A 21,604-nucleotide genomic window follows, 5' to 3' on the forward strand; every position below is an offset into this window, starting at 1 on the left:
CCATGCCAAAACAACAAACTGTCACACTTAATTTTAAAACTAGCGATGGCAAAGTTCTGCCAGCATCATTTGTCGTTACTGATGGTGCATCGACATTTGAACTGTGGAAAAAACAACCGGGCAATGAAGAAAAAACAGAACAACAATTTCTTGCCGAACAAAAAGGAATACAAGGAGCCAAAGGCGAAACAGGTGCACAAGGGCCAAAAGGTGAGGCAGGTGCCAAAGGCGAAACAGGCGCACAAGGGCCAAAGGGTGATACAGGTGCCAAAGGTGAAACAGGCGCACAAGGGCCAAAAGGTGACGCAGGTGCTAAAGGTGAAACAGGCGCACAAGGGCCAAAGGGTGATGCAGGTGCCAAAGGTGAAACAGGCGCACAAGGGCCAAAAGGTGATGCAGGTGCTAAAGGTGAAGCAGGCGCACAAGGTGCAAGCATTGTGAGCGTTGAGGTTCAGGTTAAAGAGAATCCGTGAGGTTAAAACATGGCAAAAAGTCGCACGGTATCATTGGTTTTTAAAAATAGCGCGGGGCAAGCGTTGGCACCGGTTTCGTTTGTCGTTAATGATGGCGAACAAGGTGCCACTGGTGAACGAGGCCCACAAGGTATTCAAGGGGAAAAAGGAGAGACTGGAGCCCAAGGGCTACAAGGTGTTAAAGGGGACACTGGTGCTGTAGGTGCAGCGGGGCCAAAAGGAGACACAGGAGCGACTGGGGTGCAAGGCCCAAAAGGTGATAATGCTAATCTAAATGTTGAGGCCATTATTCCTGTCGTGAAAGGCGGGGAAACCTCTTTCCCTATTGGTACAACTAAAGTCATTGTGGTGCAAATTAATGGACTTATTCAACCTCAAGGTTACGCCTATACGGTTGAAGGGACTAATTTACTACTTGCCGAAGCACTTAAAAATACAGATTTTATTTCAATTGAGGTAACAAAATGAGTAAACCAACTGGAAAATTAATTCGAGTGACACCTGAAGGGATAGGGGCAGTTTCTAGCGGACGAAAAGTCAATAATAAGCCTCTAACTGCGGATATTACTTTAAATGCAACGGATGTGGGGGCTTATACAAAAGCAGAATCGGATACCAAAATCGCTGATGCTAAAAAAGCGGGTACTGATGCGCAATCTACAGCGAATACAGCTAACACAAATGCGACTAATGCTAATAATAATGCCAATGGAAGAGTGCCAAATACACGTAAAGTTAATAATAAACCGTTGAGTGCGGATATTACTTTAACTGCGGGGGATGTAGGGGCTTATACTAAAGCAGAGGTTGATAACAAAATTAATTCCACAGGTGGAAAAAATAGCGCGAGTAAAGCAGCTAGCGGTTGGTGGAAAGATTCTAGTACTGGAATTATTATTCAATGGGGAACAAGTACAACTCAAAAAGATACGCTTAAAAATTTTATATTTCCTACCCAATTTCCTAATGCTTGCTTTTCTGTTACAACTACTATGAATAACGCTTCAAAAAATGAAGTAATCAACGTTCGATCCTTCACTAAGGATTTCTTTTCTGCGATCGGCATCAATGGCGTTGGCGGTTGGTGGGATTTCCAATTTACTTGGATGGCAATAGGGCATTGATTTATTAATTGAAAAGAAAAATAATCCAAAGGGGCTAATTGCCCCTCAACATTTTCATAAATAAGGTTAGTATAAATAATATGCTAACCGATATGTTAAAAGAACTTTCTTCTCAACAATACCAGTTCGAAACCAACACTATTGATGAACAACTTCTTGAAATCATCTTGTTCGTAAAGTCTGTGCCATTATTGATTTTGAGTTTATTCGCGATGCCGTTGGAATATTTATTTAGTATTCCTTCAGAGTGTAAACTCGTCAAAGAAATTCAAGTTAACATGGCTTACCGTTATTGTTTGCGTATGGAGATAATGGAGAAAGTTCTTGATACATCAAAATTTAGCCAAAATCGTATTTGTCGTTTTAATGACAGTGATATTTATCAACAGATTTTTGACCGTGTCGTTGAGCAAGCCATGAGCGGAGGCATGGCGAAAGAATGAATCCTTACCCACTTGAAAGATAATGGAAAACCATGTAAGGGTATTTACGAAGGCTTCCTGCTGTGGCTAATGAATATATCGAACAGTTCAATGCGGTGTTCGAGAAAATAATAGAAAAAATCCAAGTACAAGAGGTTTTATGACCTACACTATAAAGTAGTGTCTTATAAATTACAGGGATATTTAAAAGATCATGAATGACGCTAAATTAAAATTAGCTATATCGTATTTTTCACTCTTATTTGGTGTTTTGTTTTTTTATCTTGAATTAGTGCATGAGTATTTTTTTCGATTTTACCCTGTTTCAGTTAATTCAAATCTAATAATACCTTCCATGAAATCAATGTCTTACGCTTTATTTGTGTTTTTGGCGTTTCTTTGTGTTTTTATTGTATTTTCATCAATTAAATCATTAATGATTAGTAAGAAATATCGTTTAATTATTTATTTTTTAATTCCATATTGGATTAATATTGTTGTTTGGTTGTCTAATGATAATGTAACAAATGGAACGATGAGATTTAGCGTTATTTTGTCAGATATCTTTATAACTTCTTATATCATTCAATTTGTTTTTCTTATAACACTTTTTTCCTATTTGGTTGATTATTTATTGAGATTGATTATTTTTAGAAATAAAAATGAGTTAGTGAATTTTTTTTAGTATTTGAACAAAGGAATAAATTTAAGTTTACTTTTCAGCGATGGTGTTACCCCTATTAATGTAAACATTAATAGGGGTAATTTTAGGAGCAATTTCAATATTATTTGCTCTACAATCATTTTAGTACTAGTAGTCATGAGTTATCTTGTCTCTAATAGATTAGAAATAATTTGAAAGTAAAGGTTAAAGGTTTTACTATAATGAATATATTTGAATGGTTATCTGATTGATTTTATGGGGTATCTAATCTTAATGTGGCATCATGCAAATTGGATGTATATGGGCATAAATTAGCTATGTTTATACATTTTTTTTGTTCTTATTTTACCTAATAAACAATACACACCAAGAAACTTTGCTTTCATTTTAAAACTAAATTTAAATTCAGTTTGGAATGGCTTAAGAATTGTTTTTAAACTGTGTTGTTGTTCTTTGGTAAAATAGCAATAACCGTGAACTTTTCGGCTTATACTACGGAGTAAGCTATACTCATGTTGCATAGTCGGGGCTAACACTTGTTTAAAATTATGACTCTGATTTGAGTTTAAATAGGCATCATATATGCAACTCATCGCATATATGATGTCATCAATATGTTTTTCTTTTGGCTTACTGGTAATGCTATTTTCTCTAACACGATAAAATATCAATGGAGTATTAATCACAAACAATCTTTTTACTTTAGCGGTAATGATTGGAACTATCGCTAAATCTTCATATTCTCTATTTTTAGGAAATAAAATAGTGTCTAATAATTCTTTTTTGTACACACGGCACCAAGCAAACCATTTATTCTCGCCGAAAAGGTCAGATAAATCACAGATACTATTAATAGTATGTAACCCATCCGCTAGTTTAGTCATCTTTAATTGATGACTATCATTTAAATCATTATTATAAAACTTCAACGCGTTATATATGACCATGTCAGGTGATTTATCGCTAAGTATCGGAAATAGCTTCTCCCATAGCGATGGTGACCACAAATCATCTGCATCTAAGAAAGTAATATACTTCCCATTTGAATATTTTAATCCCTCATTTCTAGCGATTGAAACCCCTTGATTAGGCTGGTTAATAATATGAATATTGGTGCTGTCGTGCTCAGAAATATAACGCTGAATTTCAGTTAAGGATTGATCGGTGGAGCCATCATTGATAATAATCACTTCAAGTAGCTCATGTTGTACGAGAGGTAAGGAGGATAGACATGTATAAACATATTCTTCATTATTGAAGCAAGGAATAATCACAGAGAGTAACACATTGTTTTTCATTAAATATTCCTTTTAGCAACCCTGAAGTGTAAGTCAAATCGTTTCTTAAATCTAAGCTCTTAATAAGAATGCTAGTTATATATTCATTTTAAGTCGTTAAGACAACAGATCATATCAAAACATAAAGTTAGCAAAAAGTGTTTACTCATTCTATTGAAAATATAGCGGGGCACTTAAACCTTCAATAAACTAGGTTAGATCTGTTAGTATTTCATTTGTAATCTAAAGCATAAGGACTAACCAATGTCACCAATCAAAGCAGAGAGAGTTGCCCTTCTTCATTAAATAGTTTATTAATCAATGAGAAGGGCAATTCAATGCATTATACAAAAGTCAATATCGAACAGTGGAATAGAAAACAGCATTTCCTATTTTACCGTCAAACTGTGCCTTGCGGTTTTAGTTTAACTACCCAGTTAGACATTACGGCTTTGCAGACTGAGCTTCGCAATAAAGGGCATAAACTCTATCCAGCCATGATCCACTTAATTGCACAGGTGGTGAATCAATATCCTGAATCGAGAATGGCGATAAAAGATAATGAGCTGATACTGTGGGATCAGGTAAACCCTGCCTATACAGTTTTTCATCCAGAGACGGAGACATTTTCCCAGTTATGGACGGAGTATGATAGTGACTGGTCAGCTTTTTTGGCTAATTATCAGTACGACCAGCGATTATACAAAGACAATATTGATTTGATGGCTAAGCCAAATCTTCCTGAAAATCATTTTTGTATTTCGATGATCCCATGGGTGAGTTTTGATGGTTTTAATTTAAATGTGGCAAACTTCACTGATTATTTTCCGCCTATTTTTACGCTGGGGAAATATTACCAATCAAGTGAAAAATGTTTATTACCACTTTCTATACAAGTTCATCATGCAACTATCGATGGGTTTCATATGGCGAGAATAGTTAATCAGTTACAAATACGATGTGACAATTTTCACGCTTAATATTGTGGTTATGTTTAAAAAATGCCGATATTCTATCGGCATTTGAGGTTGCTGACGAAGCGGGATAAAAGCGTGGTTTTTCCCGCTCCGTGTTATCAGCCGAAAATCAATAAATTGATTTTCCTCGTTTATTTCAGAACCCCTAACGAATGTCACCAAACATGATATGTTTGTCAACAGTCTGAAATGCCGATATTCTATCGGCATTTCTATTTTTTCTTCCATTTTATGATTATTTTCTTTCCTGAATAACCATCCTGATCACTTACTTCCCTTCAATTAATTTCATTGCTAATTCTGGACTAAATACACCGGCTTTAGGGCCACCATGACAGTCTGCTGATGGAGAAAAATCACCATCAGATTCTCCAGGTGGTTTAATCCAAGCGGTTTTAACTGTTGCGGATATATCTTTTGGTCCATCACCGATTTTTCGTCCTGTTGAATTACACCAATCATTAGGCAGTCCTGAAGCACCATTGCCATTACGTGATGTATCAATCATGATATTTGATTGTACATTAGCTAGCTCAGTTAAATATTGATTAATATCGTTACCATATTTTAGGGTTGGGTCAGTCGCGTGATAATTAGAAATATTTAAAGAAAAACCATAAGCATCTTTAATTCCTGCTGATATTAGCGATTGAGCCATCTCTTTTGCTGTCACCCATTTCATATTTCCTGCATCTAGATAGACATGGACATTTGGAGATTTTGTTTTAAATTTTGAGACAGCATAATTAATTAAATTGATCCTTTCTGAACGCTGTGCTTCTGTTAGACAACTTATATCAGCTAGCGCATCCGGCTCTAAAATAATTGTCATTTTAGTGTCAGAGATGTTAGTTGCCAGAGTATCAATCCATGTTTTATATCTTTGTTTATCCACACTGTTATCTGCAGAGGCTTGTCCTGAACAATCACGGTTGGGTAAACCGTATACAACAAACATTAATTCAGTTTTTTGCTTTTCGGCTTGTGCAATATAGTTTGTGATCTTCTGTGTTAATTCAAATTCACTTTCTTGAATGGAAGATAACCAGATAGCAGTAGGGACAGAGGCAATGTTTTTATTAATGGGCTCTGCTCGTGGATCACTTTTATTTTTCTCAACCCATAATGCTGAGGAAGATTGAGGATCAACAAAATAGTTTGTTGCCATAATATCTCCCATATAACAAGATGAAATTAAAAATAAAAGAATTTTGTTATTCATTATATCCATTCCTGTTAGCAAAGCATTATCAGATTTTTATTTAGTATTAATAAATAAAATAAATTGATGTTGTGAAAATTAAGGATATATAAGCCAAATAATAGATAATATTTATCTTTTATTATAGATGCTATATTTAATTTTATTGTTATATAAATATTATTAGTCGATTTAAGTGTTTTTTAACACGGCCTTAGTGTGAAGTAAATATACTTACTGGAATGTATTGATATTTGTGTGTGGAAGGTCACGATTTTGTTTTTATTGAAGGTAAAATAATATTTTTCCTATATACGAAATGATAAAACTAACATGTTTAAATATATAGGTTTTTACTCTTATTTGCATTATTATCTATATATGTAATGAAATATCAACTTATTTAAATTATAAATAAAAAAGACCGAGAAATATCTCGGCCTTTTTACCTAAAGCATGTAATGATTAAAATGTTTTCTCATATTCACGTGCTTTTTGTTCATCGTAGTTGTGTTCCCATTTAGCTATAACGAGTGCAGCTAGGGCATTACCAACTACATTCAGTGCGGTACGCGCCATATCAAGAATTCGGTCAACACCGGCAATAAATGCTAAGCCTTCAAGTGGGATCCCGACACTACCTAATGTGGCTAGCAGTACCACAAAGGAGACGCCCGGTACACCAGCAATACCTTTAGATGTGATCATTAAGGTAAATACTAAAATCAACTCTTGTCCGATGGATAGCTCAATACCATAGAGCTGGGCGATAAAGATAGCCGCAATACTTTGATAAAGGGTCGAGCCATCAAGGTTAAATGAGTAACCGATTGGAATAACAAAACTGGTTACAGATTTAGGTGCGCCGTATTGCTCCATTTTATCCATAATACGTGGTAATACTGTTTCTGAGCTGGCGGTTGAGTAGGCTAATAATAGCTCATCCTTTAAGATGCGCATTAGAGTGAAAATGTTAATTTTGCAATAACGTGCAACTAATCCTAATACCACAATAGCAAAGAAGAGGATGGCACAATGAACAAGGACGACTAGTTTCAACAGCGGTACTAATGAGGTAAATCCAAAGTTAGCCACGGTCACTGAGATCAAGGCAAATACACCGATAGGTGCATAGAGCATGATCATGTTAGTCACACGGAACATAGTTTCAGAGAACGTTTGTAGCACATCTAGCAAAGGTTGCTTTTTTTCTTTTGGTAAGGATGAGAGGCCTAAACCAAATAATACGGCAAAGAAGATAACGGGTAGCATTTCACCACCGGCCATCGAGGCAAAAATATTGCTTGGCACCATCGTCAGAATGGTATTAATAATACCAGAAGGATGGCTTTCGACTTCTTGAGTTGTTTTTTCATATTGAGAGATATCAACCTGCGTCAGCTGTGACATATCAATGCCAACTCCAGGTTGGAAAATATTGGCAAAGCTAATACCAACAATGATTGCAATAGTGGTAATTACTTCAAAATAAAGAATGGTTTTAAAACCTAACGAACCGAGTTGTTTAGTATTTCCAACTCCAGCAATACCGACAATCAGAGTTGAAATAACAATTGGAACGACGATCATTTTAATTAATTGAATAAATATTTTACCTGCTGGTGATAATACATTCACAATTAACCAATCTTTATATTCTACGCTTTCATGCAGAAAAGCGCCTAAAACAACCCCTAAAATTAGTGCAACTAAAATTTGCCATCCGAGGCCAAACTTAAACGGTTTCTTCGTCGAAATGTGGTTTGAAGTCATAATGGGATCTCAATTATATTAATATTTTTTATGTTTGTATTTTTACTAGCGCAAATTTTATAGCGAATATTCGTTAAAACTACAACTGTTAGATCGTAAATATTGAGTCATTTAGTCGAGTAATTGATGTGGGCAACTATTTTTTATTGTTGATATGTATTAATTTGTAACAATTTAATACTGTCATGCGCTATTTCTTACATTAAAAATTATTTTTTAAGCGATAGGAGTAAAGCTTAATATTAATTAATTGTTTTAGTGTTGTTACTTTTTTGTTTGTTTTGTATGTAAAATGAACATGTGGATAAAAAAGTATCAGTAAAAAGTGATGAGTAAAAAGTCAATAAATACAATAAAAGTGGTAAATATTCGGAAGAGGGTTTTGAGAAGTGAGAATTAGCACAATATTATTATTAAATAAAATTTAGTTCCAAGAAGGATAAATATAGATTTGTTAAATATAAAAATAGACCGAGTGTTTAATAACTTGATTGACTACGTTTATAAGCAGCAAGTAATGTGCGCTCTGAGAGATCTAAATATTGTCGGAGTGTTTCGGCTGCTTCGTGGTTTTTACCAGTATCAAGTAATTCTAAAATAAATTGGTTCTTATCAATATAAGGAGCATAAAGAATTTTAGGGTCGTTAAGATGCCCAAATGCTAAGCGCAATTCAGCCGCGACATTGCGATATAACTTAATTAGTCGCTCACTATCAGAGAGTTCCACAATAGCAGTGTGAAATTTCATATTGGCAGTCCCCACACCAATCCAATTTTCCACTTTTTCTTGTTCGCGTGCTTCACTGACTGCATGTTTCATTTTTTGCACTGCGGGATGCATTGCGTAAGCATGCATTAAGGAGTCACATTCCACTAAACGGCGGACTTGATAGATGTCGATAATTGCAGCCATATCAGGAACAGAGACAAACACGCCCTTATTTGGTGCATAAGTAAGTAACCCTTCTTGCGTTAAAACTCTAAACACTTCACGTAGTGTATTACGTGAAATATCCAGTTCATCACTTAAGGCAGCTTCAGACAGACGTTGACCTGGTGTGAGCACGCCAATAGTAATTTTATAGCGGATAGTTTCTGCAATAGTGACAGCTAATGTTTGTGCTACAGGTCGTTTAGTCATAAGTATTTTGTACTATAAAGAGTCAGTTATACACAGCCAATAGATTATCTTCACATATAACCTAAAAGGCATCAAGGCTCGTTTTGGTGCATTGTTAAGGCTAATTTATGATTTTTGCACTAACTTGGTGCGTATTGTCGAATCGTTGGTTTCAATTAATGTTAATTATTTGCATGATTTGTTAAAAAAGTGATCAGTCTTTGATTTTTAAACACCAAAAAACGATTTTTATTGCTTGTTAATTCACCATTCCTTATTAATTGTTCAACAATCTGGTGAAGATGAATTAACAATAATTACTCTTGGTAGAACAATGGCACGAAAGTTGCCTCCTACTCGGTATACTTCAAGTTGCAGCGCTTTTCGTTGGTATGGTGATTACGATGACTTGCGGTAGTCACTGTATTTTCTATGCGCCAAGCGAATTCATTCACTTGTCGCCCAGCTGCACCTCGAATTATTTAGAGTACATGGCGATCACAACATCAATAACGACAAAAACAATCCGAAAGGAGTATGCACATGGCATCTCAAGAAAGTACCAATACCGCAGAATTTGTGAAAAATAGGCGAACTTCATTGATAGGTGCCATTTTTTTAATGGCGACCTCAGCGATTGGCCCCGGCTTTATCACTCAAACGGCAACCTTTACCGTTACCTTAGGTGCAGCATTCGCTTTTGGGATCCTTGCATCCATCATCATCGATTTTGTTGTACAACAAAATATTTGGCGTGTTGTGACATTAACTAAAATGCATTCGTCAGAGATTGCTAACTTAACTATACCGGGTAGTGGCTATTTGCTGGCTGTACTGGTTATTTTTGGTGGATTAATCTTTAACGTCGGTAATATTGCGGGTGCAGGTTTAGGATTAAACGCGTTGGTTGGCTTAGATCCAAAATGGGGAGGGTTAATTAGCGCATTATTGGCAATCTATATTTTCTCTTCTCGTAAAGCCAGTACCTTTATCGATCGGATCATTATTGTGCTAGGTCTGGTAATGATTGGTTTAACTCTGTTTGTTGCTTTTGCATCAAACCCACCTGTTGGTGAAGCATTACGTCAGAGTGTACTTCCTGACACAGTTGATTTTGCGATGATCACGACAATTGTTGGTGGAACGGTAGGTGGCTATATCTGCTATGCAGGTGCGCATCGTTTACTCGATAAAGGTGCTGTGGGTATCGAAAATATTAAGGTTGTCTCAAGTGCTGCAACCAAGGGCATCTTAGTTGTTGGTTTAATGCGTTACATTTTATTCTTAGCCATTTTAGGTGTGGTTGCAAGTGGGGTAACCATTGATATTTCAGGGCAATCAGCAAATCCAGCTTCTCAAGCTTTTCAAGCTGCGGCAGGTAATTTCGGATTACGTATTTTTGGTTTGATTTTATGGGCTGCGGCACTGACCAGTGTTATTGGTGCTGCTTATACTTCTATGAGTTTTATCACTGCGTTTAAAAAATCAGTCACAGAAAGACAGCGTAATATCGCCACCATCATTTTTATCGCGATTTCCTTAGCTGTTTATTTAATGATGGGGACGGCACCAGCTGCTTTATTGGTGTTTGCTGGTGGTTTTAATGGGCTGATCTTACCAATTGGCTTAACCATTTTTGTGTATATCGGTTGGAAACGTGCTGATTTGATGTCTGGGTATCACTATCCACGTTGGTTGCTGTGGTCAGGTGTCATCATTTGTGCATTAACATGGTACATGGGCGTGATGTCAGTAGAAGCTATCTTTAATTACTTAAAATAGAGGTCAATGAAACGAATGCAAAAAATAATCGATTTAAATAGTGACCTCGGAGAAAGCTTTGGTCAGTGGCAAATGGGTAATGATGATGCGATGTTGAACATTGTCAGCAGTGCGAATATTGCTTGCGGTTTTCATGCCGGATCACCTGAAGGGATTTTAAAAACATTAAAAGCGGCAAGGCAAAATGGTGTGGTAGTGGGCGCCCATGTTGGCTACCCCGATTTAGTCGGTTTTGGTCGTCGCAATATGGATATCGCTGCAAATGAATTAATTGCAGATGTGATTTATCAAATCGGTGCGCTGAAAGGGCTAGCTTCAGCGGCAGGGTGCAAAGTGCAATATGTGAAACCACATGGAGCACTGTACAACACGATTGCCCATGATAAACGTCAAGCCATGGCGGTGATTGATGCAATTAATGCTGTTGATGAAAAATTAATATTAGTCGCTTTAGCGGGTTCACCATTGATTGAATGGGCGAAAGAGCGTGGTTTGACAGTGGTTGCAGAGGCTTTTGCGGATAGAGCTTACCATGCCAATGGCACGTTAGTTTCACGCAAAGAAGCCGGAGCGGTATTACATGATCCTGTGCAAGTTGCGCAACGCATGCTGCAACTGGTGAATGAAGGTGGAGTGATATCCATTGAAGGTCAATTTACCCCGATAGAAGCGGGTTCTATTTGTGTTCACGGCGATAGCCCAGGCGCGGTAGCGATGGCACAGCAAGTGTGTGAGTTATTGCAACAAAATGGTGTGAGTATCTCTGCTTTTGCGGGAGGGGCGTTATGACAACACTGTTTAAAGCCTCGGAACAAGCGATTGCAGCAGCAAGATCAGCCCGAGAGGCGATCCGCCAAGGCTTTGATAAGCCAACAGCGGGTCTTGCCGCGGGTATGACACAAGCGAATATGATTGCCTTACCGCGTGATTGGGCATTTGATTTTCTGTTATATGCGCAAAGAAACCCCAAGAGTTGTCCTGTATTAGATGTTTGTGAAGCGGGGAGTTGGCAGACTGTTTTAGCAGAAGGTGCTGATTTACGTACAGATATTCCACGCTATCGTGTTTGGCGAAATGGAAAGCTAGAAACTGAGATCACTGATGCGACAGAGATTTATCGTGATCACCCTGATTTAGTGACTTTTTTAATTGGTTGTAGTTTTACATTTGAAACATCAATGATGGAAGCGGGTATTGATGTACGCCATATTAGCGATAATACCAATGTGCCCATGTATAAAACCAATCGTTTATGTCGCCCTGCGGGCCGCTTACAAGGGGAACTCGTGGTCTCGATGCGTCCTATTCCTGCTGAGCGTGTTGCTGATGCCGTCAGTATTACTGGCCGTTTCCCTTCTGTCCACGGGACACCGGTACATATTGGTGCTCCAGAAGCACTCGGTATTACGGATATTATGGCGCCCGATTTTGGTGATCCTGTACGTATTCAAAGTGGCGAGATACCAGTATTTTGGGCTTGCGGTGTGACACCACAGGCCGCAGTCATGAAATCAGGGGTACCATTTGCACTTAGCCATGCACCGGGTCATATGTTTATTACGGATGTGCCTGATGCAGCTTATCATGTTTAGGAGGGGCTAATGCGATTTTTACCTGTCAATTTAAGTACTTTCATGATTGAGCTACAAAGTCTTGAAGAGACAATGGCCTTGACTGATTTATTGCGTAACATGTCACAACAGTTAGCAATTGAAGAAATTATACCGGCTGCTCGTACTGTCTTGGTTCGTTTTAATCCGTTAACAACAGAGGTAAATTGGTTAGTTAGCAAAATATCACAACTGGATGTAGCTACTGCGGATTTGAAGCTGGGTCAATTAGTCACGATCCCCGTTCATTATAATGGGGAAGATTTAGGTGATGTTGCGCAACACCTCGGAATTTCTGTTAAAGAAGTGATCGAAAGACATACAGAAAATGAATATCAGGTGGCTTTTTGTGGTTTTGCCCCCGGTTTTGCTTATATGGTTTCGCAACATGCGCAGCTAAATGTCCCTCGTCGCTCATCACCACGGATCCGTATTCCTGCTGGCTCTGTGGCTTTGGCGGGGGAGTTTAGTAGTGTTTACCCACAAGCAAGTCCGGGTGGTTGGCAGTTGATTGGGATCACTGAAACGGCAGTGTGGGATTTGCAACGCACTGAGCCTGCGTTACTCAAACCGGGCTATCGCGTTAATTATGTTGATGCGGCTAAAACGAAGGTGACACATAGTTTGCCACGCACTCCGATATTTGATAGCAATACGGCTGCGAAAGATCTGACGATCATTGCTACTGGATTACAAACATTACTGCAAGATTTTGGACGTAAAGGGCAATCCGAACTGGGGATTTCAGAATCGGGGGCTATGGATAAAAGCGCTTTACGCACCGCTAACCGTATAGTGGGTAATGCTATCGATGAAGCCGCATTAGAGATCACGCAAGGTGGCTTTAAGGCTCAAGCGAATAAATCTTTGCTGGTGGCAGTAACAGGTGCCAGTTGTGAGGTTGAAATTACGACAGCTGATAACATTAAGTACATCGCATCACAGTATCAGCCTATCCATTTAGCTCAAGGAGACACTATTCGTCTTGGCAAAGCCACCGCAGGAGTGCGTAGTTATTTGGCTATACGGGGCGGAATTGACGTTGCGCCTATATTAGGTAGCCGTTCATTTGACACATTAGCACAGGTTGGTCCATCGCCATTGGTTAATGGACAAACGTTAGCAGTGAAATCAGTGCAGCTACAAACGGCGCTTGCGTTAAATGAGACACCTAGTTTGGCTTATCCAACCGCAGATGATGTGGTGACTCTTGATATTATTTTAGGGCCGCGTACGGATTGGTTCACTTCACAAGTCATTCAAGTATTAACTTCACAATTATGGCAAGTCACTGCGGATTCTAACCGTATCGGGTTAAGGCTTCTGGGGGACACTGCGATTGAACGAGAAAAACATCAAGAATTACCGAGTGAAGGAACCTGTATTGGTGCTATTCAGATCCCAGCAAATGGTCAGCCTGTTTTGTTCTTAAATGATCATCCTTTAACCGGCGGCTACCCAGTGATCGGTGCGGTTTGTGAATACCATTTAGATTTGGCGGGGCAAATACCCGTTAATGCCAAAATACAGTTTAACCCAATTAGAGCTTTTAAAGAGAGCGAAGGGAGCCGTGACGCTTATGCCTATAATTAATAACAATACCCAACATAAAGTGTTGATCGCGAACCGTGGTGAAATAGCGGTACGTATTATCCGTGCCTGCCGTGATATCGGTTTTGGTTCTGTAGCGGTTTATGCAGACATGGACATGAGTGCACTGCATGTTCAAATGGCGGATGAAGCTTATGGACTATCAGGTAATACACCAGCAGATAGCTATTTGGATATGCAAAAGCTGATTAATATTGCCAAAAAATCAGGTGCGACAATGGTCCACCCAGGCTATGGATTTCTATCTGAGCGAGCTGAATTTGCCCGAGAGGTTAAAAAAGCAGGGTTAATTTGGATAGGGCCAAATCCAGAAACGATCGAAGTATTAGGTGATAAAGTTAAGGCACGTCAACTTGCCATGCAGGTAGGTGCACCACTCGTTTCGGGAACGAAAGAGCCGGTTAAGAATGCACAAGAAGTCGTCGAATTTGCTCATGAAAATGGTTTACCCATTGCAATCAAAGCCGCATTTGGTGGTGGTGGCCGCGGCCTAAAAGTGGCATGGCAAATGGAGGAAGTGGAAGAGCTATACCATTCAGCAGTTCGTGAAGCGACCGCAGCATTTGGTCGTGGTGAATGTTTCCTTGAACAGTTTTTACATAACCCTCGCCACATCGAAGCGCAAGTTATTGCAGATCAACATGGTCATGTAGTTGTTGTGGGGACGCGTGATTGTTCATTGCAGCGCCGTAATCAAAAATTAGTCGAAGAATCCCCCGCACCATTTTTATCCGAACAGCTGCAACAGCAGATCATTAAAGCTTCCGTGGATATCTGTACTAAAGCCAATTATGTCGGCGCAGGTACGGTAGAGTTCTTATTAAGCCAAGATGGTAAATTATCATTTCTTGAGGTCAATACACGTTTGCAAGTAGAGCATCCAGTCACAGAAGAAACGGCAGGTATTGATTTAGTCCTTGAGCAACTGCGAATTGCTCAAGGGCTGCCATTAAGCATGACTGAAACACCAAAACCGAGAGGGCATGCATTTGAGTTCCGCATTAATGCGGAAGATGCAGGCAATGGTTTCTTACCGACACCGGGCACAATTTTGCGTTTTGATGCTCCTACAGGGCCGGGTGTCCGCTTAGATAGTGGTGTTGTTTCAGGATCAGTAATACCGGGTACATTTGACTCATTGATGGCAAAACTGATTGTTGTAGGTCATAGTCGTGAGCAGGCTATTCAACGGGCTCGCCGTGCGTTGGCGGAATTCGAGATTGAAGGTGTCGCTTCGGTACTACCATTCCATCGTGCTGTTATGCAACACGCTGACTTCTGTGAACAATTCAAAGTGCATACTCGCTGGATTGAAACAGAATTTAACGTTGATATTGCGCCGGCAAAACGTCAATTACCACAAAATAATAGTGAGTTGACACGTACCTTTATTGAAATCGACGGTAAACGCTGCGAGTTAGGATTGCCAGTACAGTTGTTAGCCGGTTTATCATTATCATCTTCTGAACCCGTGACAACCACAGCCAATAATGAACATCAGGAACATGAGGTTAATGCACCTATTTCAGGAGTGTTATTTAACTGGCTGGTGGCTGACGGTAATCAGGTATCACAAGGTGAAGTGATTGGGGTGATGGAGGCGATGAAGATGGAAGTACAAGTTATGGCGCATCGAGCGGGTACACTCAGATATATTGCACGCAAAGGCGATTACATTGATGCAGAAAATAAGATTGCTGAAATTTGCTAAGTCGTCGAAATAGTGGTGATTTTACTTTCTTCTAGGGGCTTTTAAAGTTGTAAAAACAACGCCCCTAAAGTGAGTTTAACGTGATTTGCGCTCAGGGAGCGAGCGTAATGGCGGATTAGGTGCAGGAACGCTGTGATGATCGTCTTTTTTTATCTCTTCACTATCACGATAGACTTCACCGCACATAAAATAGAGGTTGGGTCTTTTAGACTCAAGGTAGGATTTACGCGTTATACATTGTTGTTCTGTAAAAATGGACTCAGTGACGGGAAGTGCATCACAGGCATCAGTGCCACAAGGGCTAACCCACAATGCCCACCCAATGAGTACCATATGTCCTGCCATTCAAACTGCTCCTTCAACACATATATACTCGTCATACTTCAAGATGCCGGGTTGTTGATTGCGCTATGCTCGCCGAGTCACATAGTTCATCTATGCTCCCCATCTATCTTCGCTTGTCGCCTACCTGCATCTCGAATTATTTAGAGTATAAAGCCAAATATTAGGTCAAACACTGAGCTGTAGGTAATATACTCGTAATACGTCAACTTGCAGCGTTATCGATTATGTTCCCATTTGTACTAGTTACATCGTTCTCTATGCTTCTAGCGATTTGTTCACTTGCTACCGAGAGCTGTGCTCTCAATTCGTTAGAGTATTGGACGAATTGACAGTTGATAAATTCAGTTATTTGGTGACACCAAACTAGCCTTATTAAGATGAGTAAAGAATACACTTAATGGCTACGGAATAAATCTTATCATTGGATTCATCAAATGTATGTAATGGCGTGAAAATTCATTATAAATTGGCATTAAATACCAAATCAACAGATAGCAGCATTAATTAATGGTTATTGAACATCAAATATAATCAATCAGTTTATAATTAATAATGGAAGTGTTTAAAGAATAAATGATCACTTGTTGATTAATTTGCGTGCATCGATACTCGAATATTTTGGAACTGGTTCGCAAAAATACAAAATATTTCTCTAATTATTGTTGTTTTAAGAGATAGCTCATGACAATGATTAACGGTTTTATTTACGATAAAAAATAACTTATCACTAACAAACTTAGGTATCTAACAACAATGAATACCATGGAAAACGTTTTGACATTTTGGTTTGAGGAGTCAACACCAAAACAGTGGTTTGAAAAAAGCACAAAATTTGATGCAGTGATTACACAACGCTTTGCTGGCGTTTTGGATCGGGCTGCAAAAGGGGAGTTGGCATATTGGCGAATTTCGATTCGTGGTCGATTGGCAGAAATTATTGTACTCGATCAGTTCTCACGTAATATTTGGCGTGATACACCTAAAGCTTTTGCTCAAGACCAAATGGCATTAGTACTGGCTCAAGAAGCAATTAAACAGCCTGATTATAACTTATTGTCGTTGTCACAACGTAAATTTGTTTTGATGCCTTTTATGCATTCCGAATCCAGTTTTATTCATCAACAAGCGGTGGAGCTATTTCGCGGTTTAGGGGATGATAATACCTTGAATTATGAAATGCAGCATAAGGCAATTATTGATCGTTTTGGTCGTTATCCACATCGTAATGAGATAGTTGGACGTTTATCGACCAAAGAGGAGATCGCATTTCTCCAACAACCCAATTCGTCTTTTTAAGAGTAAATAGGTGAATCAATGGGGTATCTACAGTAAAGAGCCTGCAACAGCAGGCTCTTTGGTTTAACATGAAATTAAAAGAGGGGTTACATGGTGATTTGCCACAAATTATAGAAGGCAATACGGCCTGCTAGTTCAGCAAGTAGTACTGCGGCGGCACAAGTGGCTAAAGTGGCTTTTGGCGCACGTTGTTTTAATGCCATGCCGACAAAACCTGCTAATGCAATAACCAAAACAACGACTTGGAATCCCCAAAAACCAGTTTGTTCTGCACTTAGGGCCGGTCCACTTTCAGAAAGAAATGCTTGATATCCCGCACGGCTAGCGAAAATAACCACAGCACCAATTAAGAAAGAAGCAATCCCCAAACCACGAGCACCAATAGCAATTGCTAAAGCACCGCCACCAACTAACATCGTCATCCACATCTGGAGTGTTGTGTAACCGGTGTTCCAATTAGCAATTGAAGCAATATTATAAACTTGTGGAATTGACCAAACAAAAGCCACACCAGTTACTACGGTAGCAATATTGGCTAGCTCACGCAGTAGTGGTTTTTTATAAAATAGAGTAAAGAACAGTGTCGCTGCTGCACAACCAACAAATATACCGCTCAAAAATGCTTCGTTACTCATTGGTGAGCGACCAACACCGAGCAGCATATTGAAGAAACGTAATGGCTGCCCAACGTGTAGGCCACCAATACCTAAACCAATCACAACGACAATGAAGGCTAGGATATTGGCATTTTTCAATTGTTTTTCATCAATTGAACCCATTTTTTTGCTTAGATAAGCCAGCAAAAATAAACCCGCAGCGGACTGACCCAGTACGGTGAAAAAAACGAGTGGTAGTTCATGCATTTTACACCTCCGCAGGGTTTTTCAGTTCGCCACTTTTATCGCCAGATGGTTTCGCATCTTTATGTGGCTTGATGACAATATTAGGGTTTGTGATACTCGGGTCTGGCATTGGAGCAATACCACACTCAGTGCCATGCAATTCACGTAGCACATTAATATCATCAAAATCTAATGCACGTTGTGGGCATGATTCAACACAGACGGGTTTCATGCCTTTGGCTACACGTTCATAGCAGCCATCACATTTGCTCATCAGTTTTTTCTTTTCATCGTACTGCGGTGCACCATATGGACAGCGTAACTCACAGTAACGACAGCCTACGCATACAGATTGGTCAACCACCACAAGGCCATCTTCCGCGCGTTTGTGCATGGCACCTGTCGGGCAGCCTTCAACGCAAGTGGGATTTGAACAATGGTTACAAGAGATCGACAAATAGTAGCTATACACATTTTGCTGCCAAATACCGTCTTGTTTTTGCCAACTCCCCCCACCAAACTCATAAACTCGGCGGAATTTAGGGCCTAAATCGAGATCTTTTTCATCCTTACAACTGACCTGACATGTTTTACAGCCAGTACATTTTGTGGAGTCAAAATAAAAGCCATACTGTTTCATAAATTAACTCCTTAAGCGCGTTTCACTTCAACAAGGTTTGTATGTTGTGGTGTTCCTTTTGCCAATGGGGAAGGAACTTGTGAGGTGAGGGTGTTGATACAGCCACCTGTATCTAATCCTGCTGTGTCTAATGTACGCCATGCGCCTTGTGGCACAGCGATCACCCCCGGTAATACGCGCTCAGTAACTTTAACTTGGATCTGAATACGACCACGGTCATTGAAAATCTCTGCAATATCACCGTTATTTAAACCACGCTCTTGAGCATCAACTGGGTTGAGCCAAAACTGATGCGGGATCGCCTCTCGTAGCATCTCAACGTTAAAATAACTTGAGTGAACGTGACCTTTATCGTGGAAACCTGTCATTAACAGAGGGAATTTTTGCTGACTACGTTGCTGTTCAACACCTTCTTTGTTGACACAGTATTCAGGAATAGCTGGGATACGCTGTCCTTCTGGTAGCTCCCAGTTTTTTACGCGTTCAGCTAATTGTTCTGAATAGATTTCGATTTTGCCTGATGGCGTTTTGAGTGGGTTTGCCACAGGGTCATCACGAAAATCTTTTAGTGCAATATATTTTGAGGTGTCAGCAAATTGACGATCAATAATGCCTCCGCCATCAGTTTCGCTAAACTCAGGTAAATGCGGCATTTTTTCACGCGTTTTGTTGTAGCAAAACTCAATCCACTCTTCATAGCTACGACCTTCGGTGAATTGATCTTTAACTCCCATTTTTTCAGCGATTTCAGCTAAGACATCATAGTTAGGGCGGTTTTCCCACAGAGGCTCTATTGCATTTTGTAAGCGCACGAGATAGTGATAAGCACCACTCGCATAAGAGTTATTGATAAGGTCGTTAGTTTCAACCGGGGTTACGTCTGGTAATAATAGGTCAGCGTATTGTGCTGATGGAGTATTATGATTATCCCAGACTAAAATAAACTCACATTTTGATTCATCAGAAAGGATTTCATGGGTTTTATTCAAGTCAGCGTGCTGGTTACCAATGACGTTACTGGAATAGCACCACATAAACTTAATATCGTTATTCAGTTTATCGGCACCTTTAATACCCCCATTTTCAGCGGTCAGTTCTTTACCGCGAACAATCGCTTCAGTCCACATAAATGAAGGTAAGGTTGCCTTAACGGGGTTTGGTAAGCCGAAACCTGCAACAGGATAAGCGACACTGTTGCCCCAAAGACCCGTGTTGGTACCAGGACGACCAATATTACCGGACATGATAGGGAGCATCATGATAGAACGACACGCTTGCTCACCATTTTCTGTACGCTGTAGCCCCCAACCTTGTGAAATCCATGCATGATTGGAGTTACCAATTTCGCGAGCGAGTTGAATAATGCGTGATACAGAAATACCGGTGAGTTTACTTGCCCATTCAGGCGTTTTCGCTATGCCATCAGGTCCATTACCTAAAATATAATCTTTATAAGAGGCATTACGTGGTGCGGAAGCAGGTAGCGTGCTTTCATCCCAACCAACACAATAATCTTTCAAGAAAGCTTCATCAGTTAAGCCTTCTTGGATCATCACATAACCTAATGCAGCCACTAATGCGGCGTCAGTTCCCGGATAAATAGGGATCCACTCTGCACCAAGTGTCGTGACACTGTCTGTACGACGTGGGTCAATAATGATCACTTTTGCTTTACTCTTATCGAGCGCATTTAAAGTCTCATAAAATTGACCACCACCTGACATACGCGTTTCTGCAAGGTTATGACCAAACATCACCACGAGATCAGAGTTTTGAATTTCAGATAATAATGATTCTTCAACACTACCGTACACATAAGGGGTGATTTCCATTAATTGTGCATAGGAATAGGTGCCGTAGTCACCGAGAAAACCACCGGTTAGGCTAAGCAGACGTTTACAAGCGGCGCGTCCGTGTAGGTTAGCCCCTGTTGAGCCTGTACCATATTGATAATAAATAGCATCGCTACCGTATTTATCTATCGTATATTTGAGTTTTTCGGCGATGATAGTGGTGGCTTCATCCCAACTGATCTTTTTGAATTTACCTTCGCCACGTTTACCCACACGTACCATCGGATATTTTAATCTGTCAGGATTGTATGTTTTCCAGCGTACTGAACGACCACGCAAACATGGACGAATTTGATGTTCGCCTAAAGTAGAATCGTCATACATGGTTTCGTTGGAAATTCGGCTGATAACGCCATCTTTTACATGAACTTTTAGTGGGCAGCGACTACCACAGTTCACTAAACAGGCGCTATAACTGATTTTCTCACTGATTTCATCAGGCATGATTTCTGGTGTTTTTGCTTGAGCAGCAAAAGGGAGACTGATTGAGCCCGCGACCGCTGCTGCGGTTGCAACTGTTGCGGAGGCTTGAATAAATTCGCGCCTGCTCAACTCTCCTAAATGAGTATTTTTAGTAGTTTTATGCATTGACATTGCCTATATGTAAAGATCGATATCACTTTCTTACTTTTCATGTTAAAAAAAGTCGCGAATAAGTAACATGACCTACATCAACAATATCCCTGATAAATGAAAGACTATTGATTATTATCGCTTTAATTTATAAAGAGTTTTTGGGTGATTAGACTGAATAGTCACATTTAAATTATCTATCGTTATATCATTAAATATATAGAGGAGGGCATTAAAGGCAGGAAAAGAGGGGTTTCCCCCTCTGTAGATATACTACTTAAGTTGTAATTATATAAGCTAAACTAACTA

18 protein-coding genes and 1 pseudogene are annotated in these 21,604 nt (G+C 39.6%); 11 read left to right on the forward strand and 8 right to left on the reverse strand.

Annotated elements, in window-relative coordinates:
• Positions 1–2 precede the first annotated feature (2 nt).
• The 4 genes and pseudogenes from SC428_RS19890 to SC428_RS22215 all read left to right on the forward strand — a co-directional run.
• Positions 3–473 carry a hypothetical protein gene (locus SC428_RS19890; RefSeq protein ID WP_318709877.1) on the forward strand — a complete coding sequence of 157 codons (471 nt, stop codon included), beginning with the start codon at positions 3–5 and terminating at the stop codon, positions 471–473.
• 9 nt (positions 474–482) lie between these two features.
• Positions 483–941, forward strand: coding sequence for a hypothetical protein (locus tag SC428_RS19895; protein WP_318709879.1), 459 nt, complete (start codon positions 483–485; stop codon positions 939–941).
• The gene (locus SC428_RS19900) at positions 938–1,597 is read left to right on the forward strand and encodes a gp53-like domain-containing protein (RefSeq protein ID WP_318709881.1); all 660 of its coding nucleotides are present in this window, start codon (positions 938–940) and stop codon (positions 1,595–1,597) included. Before SC428_RS19895 ends, SC428_RS19900 begins: the two co-directional genes overlap by 4 nt.
• 160 nt (positions 1,598–1,757) lie before the next feature.
• A pseudogene (locus SC428_RS22215) lies at positions 1,758–2,025 on the forward strand (transposase); the annotation flags it as partial.
• Positions 2,026–2,994: 969 nt separating this feature from the next.
• Here the strand turns inward: SC428_RS22215 and SC428_RS19910 are convergent.
• Positions 2,995–3,981 carry a glycosyltransferase family 2 protein gene (locus tag SC428_RS19910; RefSeq protein ID WP_318709884.1) on the reverse strand — a complete coding sequence of 329 codons (987 nt, stop codon included), beginning with the start codon at positions 3,979–3,981 and terminating at the stop codon, positions 2,995–2,997.
• 317 nt (positions 3,982–4,298) lie between these two features.
• Between SC428_RS19910 and catA the strand changes: the two genes are divergently transcribed.
• Entirely contained in the window at positions 4,299–4,940 is a 642-nt protein-coding gene (gene catA, locus SC428_RS19915; protein ID WP_070929284.1) for a type A chloramphenicol O-acetyltransferase, read from the forward strand.
• Positions 4,941–5,205: 265 nt separating this feature from the next.
• On the opposite strand, the gene SC428_RS19920 is transcribed toward catA, so the two are convergent.
• The 3 genes from SC428_RS19920 to SC428_RS19930 all read right to left on the reverse strand — a co-directional run bounded on the left by SC428_RS19920 (position 5,206) and on the right by SC428_RS19930 (position 9,053).
• Complete coding sequence (locus SC428_RS19920) at positions 5,206–6,159, reverse strand: glycoside hydrolase family 6 protein (RefSeq protein ID WP_318709887.1); 954 nt, start codon at positions 6,157–6,159, stop codon at positions 5,206–5,208.
• Between the two features lie 444 nt (positions 6,160–6,603).
• On the reverse strand, positions 6,604–7,911 hold the full coding sequence (gltP, locus tag SC428_RS19925) for a glutamate/aspartate:proton symporter GltP (protein ID WP_140178551.1): 1,308 nt from the start codon (positions 7,909–7,911) through the stop codon (positions 6,604–6,606).
• Positions 7,912–8,390: 479 nt separating this feature from the next.
• A complete protein-coding gene (locus SC428_RS19930; RefSeq protein WP_070929286.1) occupies positions 8,391–9,053 on the reverse strand; it encodes a GntR family transcriptional regulator in 663 nt (220 codons plus the stop codon).
• A gap of 522 nt (positions 9,054–9,575) precedes the next feature.
• Here SC428_RS19930 and SC428_RS19935 point away from each other — a divergent pair.
• Genes SC428_RS19935 through SC428_RS19955 form a run of 5 tightly spaced genes read left to right on the forward strand, consistent with a single transcriptional unit; the run spans position 9,576 to position 15,746 of the window.
• On the forward strand, positions 9,576–10,814 hold the full coding sequence (locus SC428_RS19935; protein ID WP_318709889.1) for an NRAMP family divalent metal transporter: 1,239 nt from the start codon (positions 9,576–9,578) through the stop codon (positions 10,812–10,814).
• Between the two features lie 15 nt (positions 10,815–10,829).
• A complete protein-coding gene (locus tag SC428_RS19940) occupies positions 10,830–11,603 on the forward strand; it encodes a 5-oxoprolinase subunit PxpA (protein WP_318709890.1) in 774 nt (257 codons plus the stop codon).
• Complete coding sequence (locus SC428_RS19945; protein WP_318709892.1) at positions 11,600–12,406, forward strand: putative hydro-lyase; 807 nt, start codon at positions 11,600–11,602, stop codon at positions 12,404–12,406. Before SC428_RS19940 ends, SC428_RS19945 begins: the two co-directional genes overlap by 4 nt.
• A gap of 9 nt (positions 12,407–12,415) precedes the next feature.
• Positions 12,416–14,017, forward strand: coding sequence for a 5-oxoprolinase/urea amidolyase family protein (locus tag SC428_RS19950; protein ID WP_318709894.1), 1,602 nt, complete (start codon positions 12,416–12,418; stop codon positions 14,015–14,017).
• Positions 14,004–15,746: an acetyl/propionyl/methylcrotonyl-CoA carboxylase subunit alpha gene (locus SC428_RS19955; RefSeq protein ID WP_175442564.1), complete on the forward strand. Its 1,743-nt coding sequence runs from the start codon at positions 14,004–14,006 to the stop codon at positions 15,744–15,746. Before SC428_RS19950 ends, SC428_RS19955 begins: the two co-directional genes overlap by 14 nt.
• A 75-nt stretch (positions 15,747–15,821) precedes the next feature.
• On the opposite strand, the gene SC428_RS19960 is transcribed toward SC428_RS19955, so the two are convergent.
• Positions 15,822–16,091: a hypothetical protein gene (locus tag SC428_RS19960; protein WP_070929290.1), complete on the reverse strand. Its 270-nt coding sequence runs from the start codon at positions 16,089–16,091 to the stop codon at positions 15,822–15,824.
• A 753-nt stretch (positions 16,092–16,844) separates the two neighbouring features.
• Between SC428_RS19960 and SC428_RS19965 the strand changes: the two genes are divergently transcribed.
• Positions 16,845–17,387, forward strand: coding sequence for a DUF924 family protein (locus tag SC428_RS19965; protein WP_070929291.1), 543 nt, complete (start codon positions 16,845–16,847; stop codon positions 17,385–17,387).
• Between the two features lie 86 nt (positions 17,388–17,473).
• On the opposite strand, the gene SC428_RS19970 is transcribed toward SC428_RS19965, so the two are convergent.
• Genes SC428_RS19970 through SC428_RS19980 form a run of 3 tightly spaced genes read right to left on the reverse strand, consistent with a single transcriptional unit; the run spans position 17,474 to position 21,310 of the window.
• Complete coding sequence (locus tag SC428_RS19970; RefSeq protein ID WP_283125291.1) at positions 17,474–18,250, reverse strand: dimethyl sulfoxide reductase anchor subunit family protein; 777 nt, start codon at positions 18,248–18,250, stop codon at positions 17,474–17,476.
• 1 nt (position 18,251) lies between these two features.
• Positions 18,252–18,869 carry a DMSO/selenate family reductase complex B subunit gene (locus SC428_RS19975; RefSeq protein WP_008910766.1) on the reverse strand — a complete coding sequence of 206 codons (618 nt, stop codon included), beginning with the start codon at positions 18,867–18,869 and terminating at the stop codon, positions 18,252–18,254.
• A gap of 11 nt (positions 18,870–18,880) precedes the next feature.
• Positions 18,881–21,310 (reverse strand): DMSO/selenate family reductase complex A subunit, encoded by a 2,430-nt coding sequence (locus SC428_RS19980; RefSeq protein WP_410003652.1) that lies wholly within the window; start codon positions 21,308–21,310, stop codon positions 18,881–18,883.
• Positions 21,311–21,604: the final 294 nt, after the last annotated feature.

The organism is Providencia sp. 2023EL-00965 (genome assembly GCF_033550225.1).
In the GTDB taxonomy this organism is placed as follows: Bacteria; Pseudomonadota; Gammaproteobacteria; order Enterobacterales; family Enterobacteriaceae; genus Providencia; species Providencia manganoxydans.

Coding starts and splice junctions, on each gene's coding strand:
- SC428_RS19890 (WP_318709877.1), top strand. CDS start 3: ATGCCAAAACAACAAACTGTCACACTTAATTTTAAAACTAGCGATGGC.
- SC428_RS19895 (WP_318709879.1), top strand. CDS start 483: ATGGCAAAAAGTCGCACGGTATCATTGGTTTTTAAAAATAGCGCGGGG.
- SC428_RS19900 (WP_318709881.1), top strand. CDS start 938: ATGAGTAAACCAACTGGAAAATTAATTCGAGTGACACCTGAAGGGATA.
- SC428_RS19910 (WP_318709884.1), bottom strand. CDS start 3,981: ATGAAAAACAATGTGTTACTCTCTGTGATTATTCCTTGCTTCAATAAT.
- catA (WP_070929284.1), top strand. CDS start 4,299: ATGCATTATACAAAAGTCAATATCGAACAGTGGAATAGAAAACAGCAT.
- SC428_RS19920 (WP_318709887.1), bottom strand. CDS start 6,159: ATGAATAACAAAATTCTTTTATTTTTAATTTCATCTTGTTATATGGGA.
- gltP (WP_140178551.1), bottom strand. CDS start 7,911: ATGACTTCAAACCACATTTCGACGAAGAAACCGTTTAAGTTTGGCCTC.
- SC428_RS19930 (WP_070929286.1), bottom strand. CDS start 9,053: ATGACTAAACGACCTGTAGCACAAACATTAGCTGTCACTATTGCAGAA.
- SC428_RS19935 (WP_318709889.1), top strand. CDS start 9,576: ATGGCATCTCAAGAAAGTACCAATACCGCAGAATTTGTGAAAAATAGG.
- SC428_RS19940 (WP_318709890.1), top strand. CDS start 10,830: ATGCAAAAAATAATCGATTTAAATAGTGACCTCGGAGAAAGCTTTGGT.
- SC428_RS19945 (WP_318709892.1), top strand. CDS start 11,600: ATGACAACACTGTTTAAAGCCTCGGAACAAGCGATTGCAGCAGCAAGA.
- SC428_RS19950 (WP_318709894.1), top strand. CDS start 12,416: ATGCGATTTTTACCTGTCAATTTAAGTACTTTCATGATTGAGCTACAA.
- SC428_RS19955 (WP_175442564.1), top strand. CDS start 14,004: ATGCCTATAATTAATAACAATACCCAACATAAAGTGTTGATCGCGAAC.
- SC428_RS19960 (WP_070929290.1), bottom strand. CDS start 16,091: ATGGCAGGACATATGGTACTCATTGGGTGGGCATTGTGGGTTAGCCCT.
- SC428_RS19965 (WP_070929291.1), top strand. CDS start 16,845: ATGAATACCATGGAAAACGTTTTGACATTTTGGTTTGAGGAGTCAACA.
- SC428_RS19970 (WP_283125291.1), bottom strand. CDS start 18,250: ATGCATGAACTACCACTCGTTTTTTTCACCGTACTGGGTCAGTCCGCT.
- SC428_RS19975 (WP_008910766.1), bottom strand. CDS start 18,869: ATGAAACAGTATGGCTTTTATTTTGACTCCACAAAATGTACTGGCTGT.
- SC428_RS19980 (WP_410003652.1), bottom strand. CDS start 21,310: ATGCATAAAACTACTAAAAATACTCATTTAGGAGAGTTGAGCAGGCGC.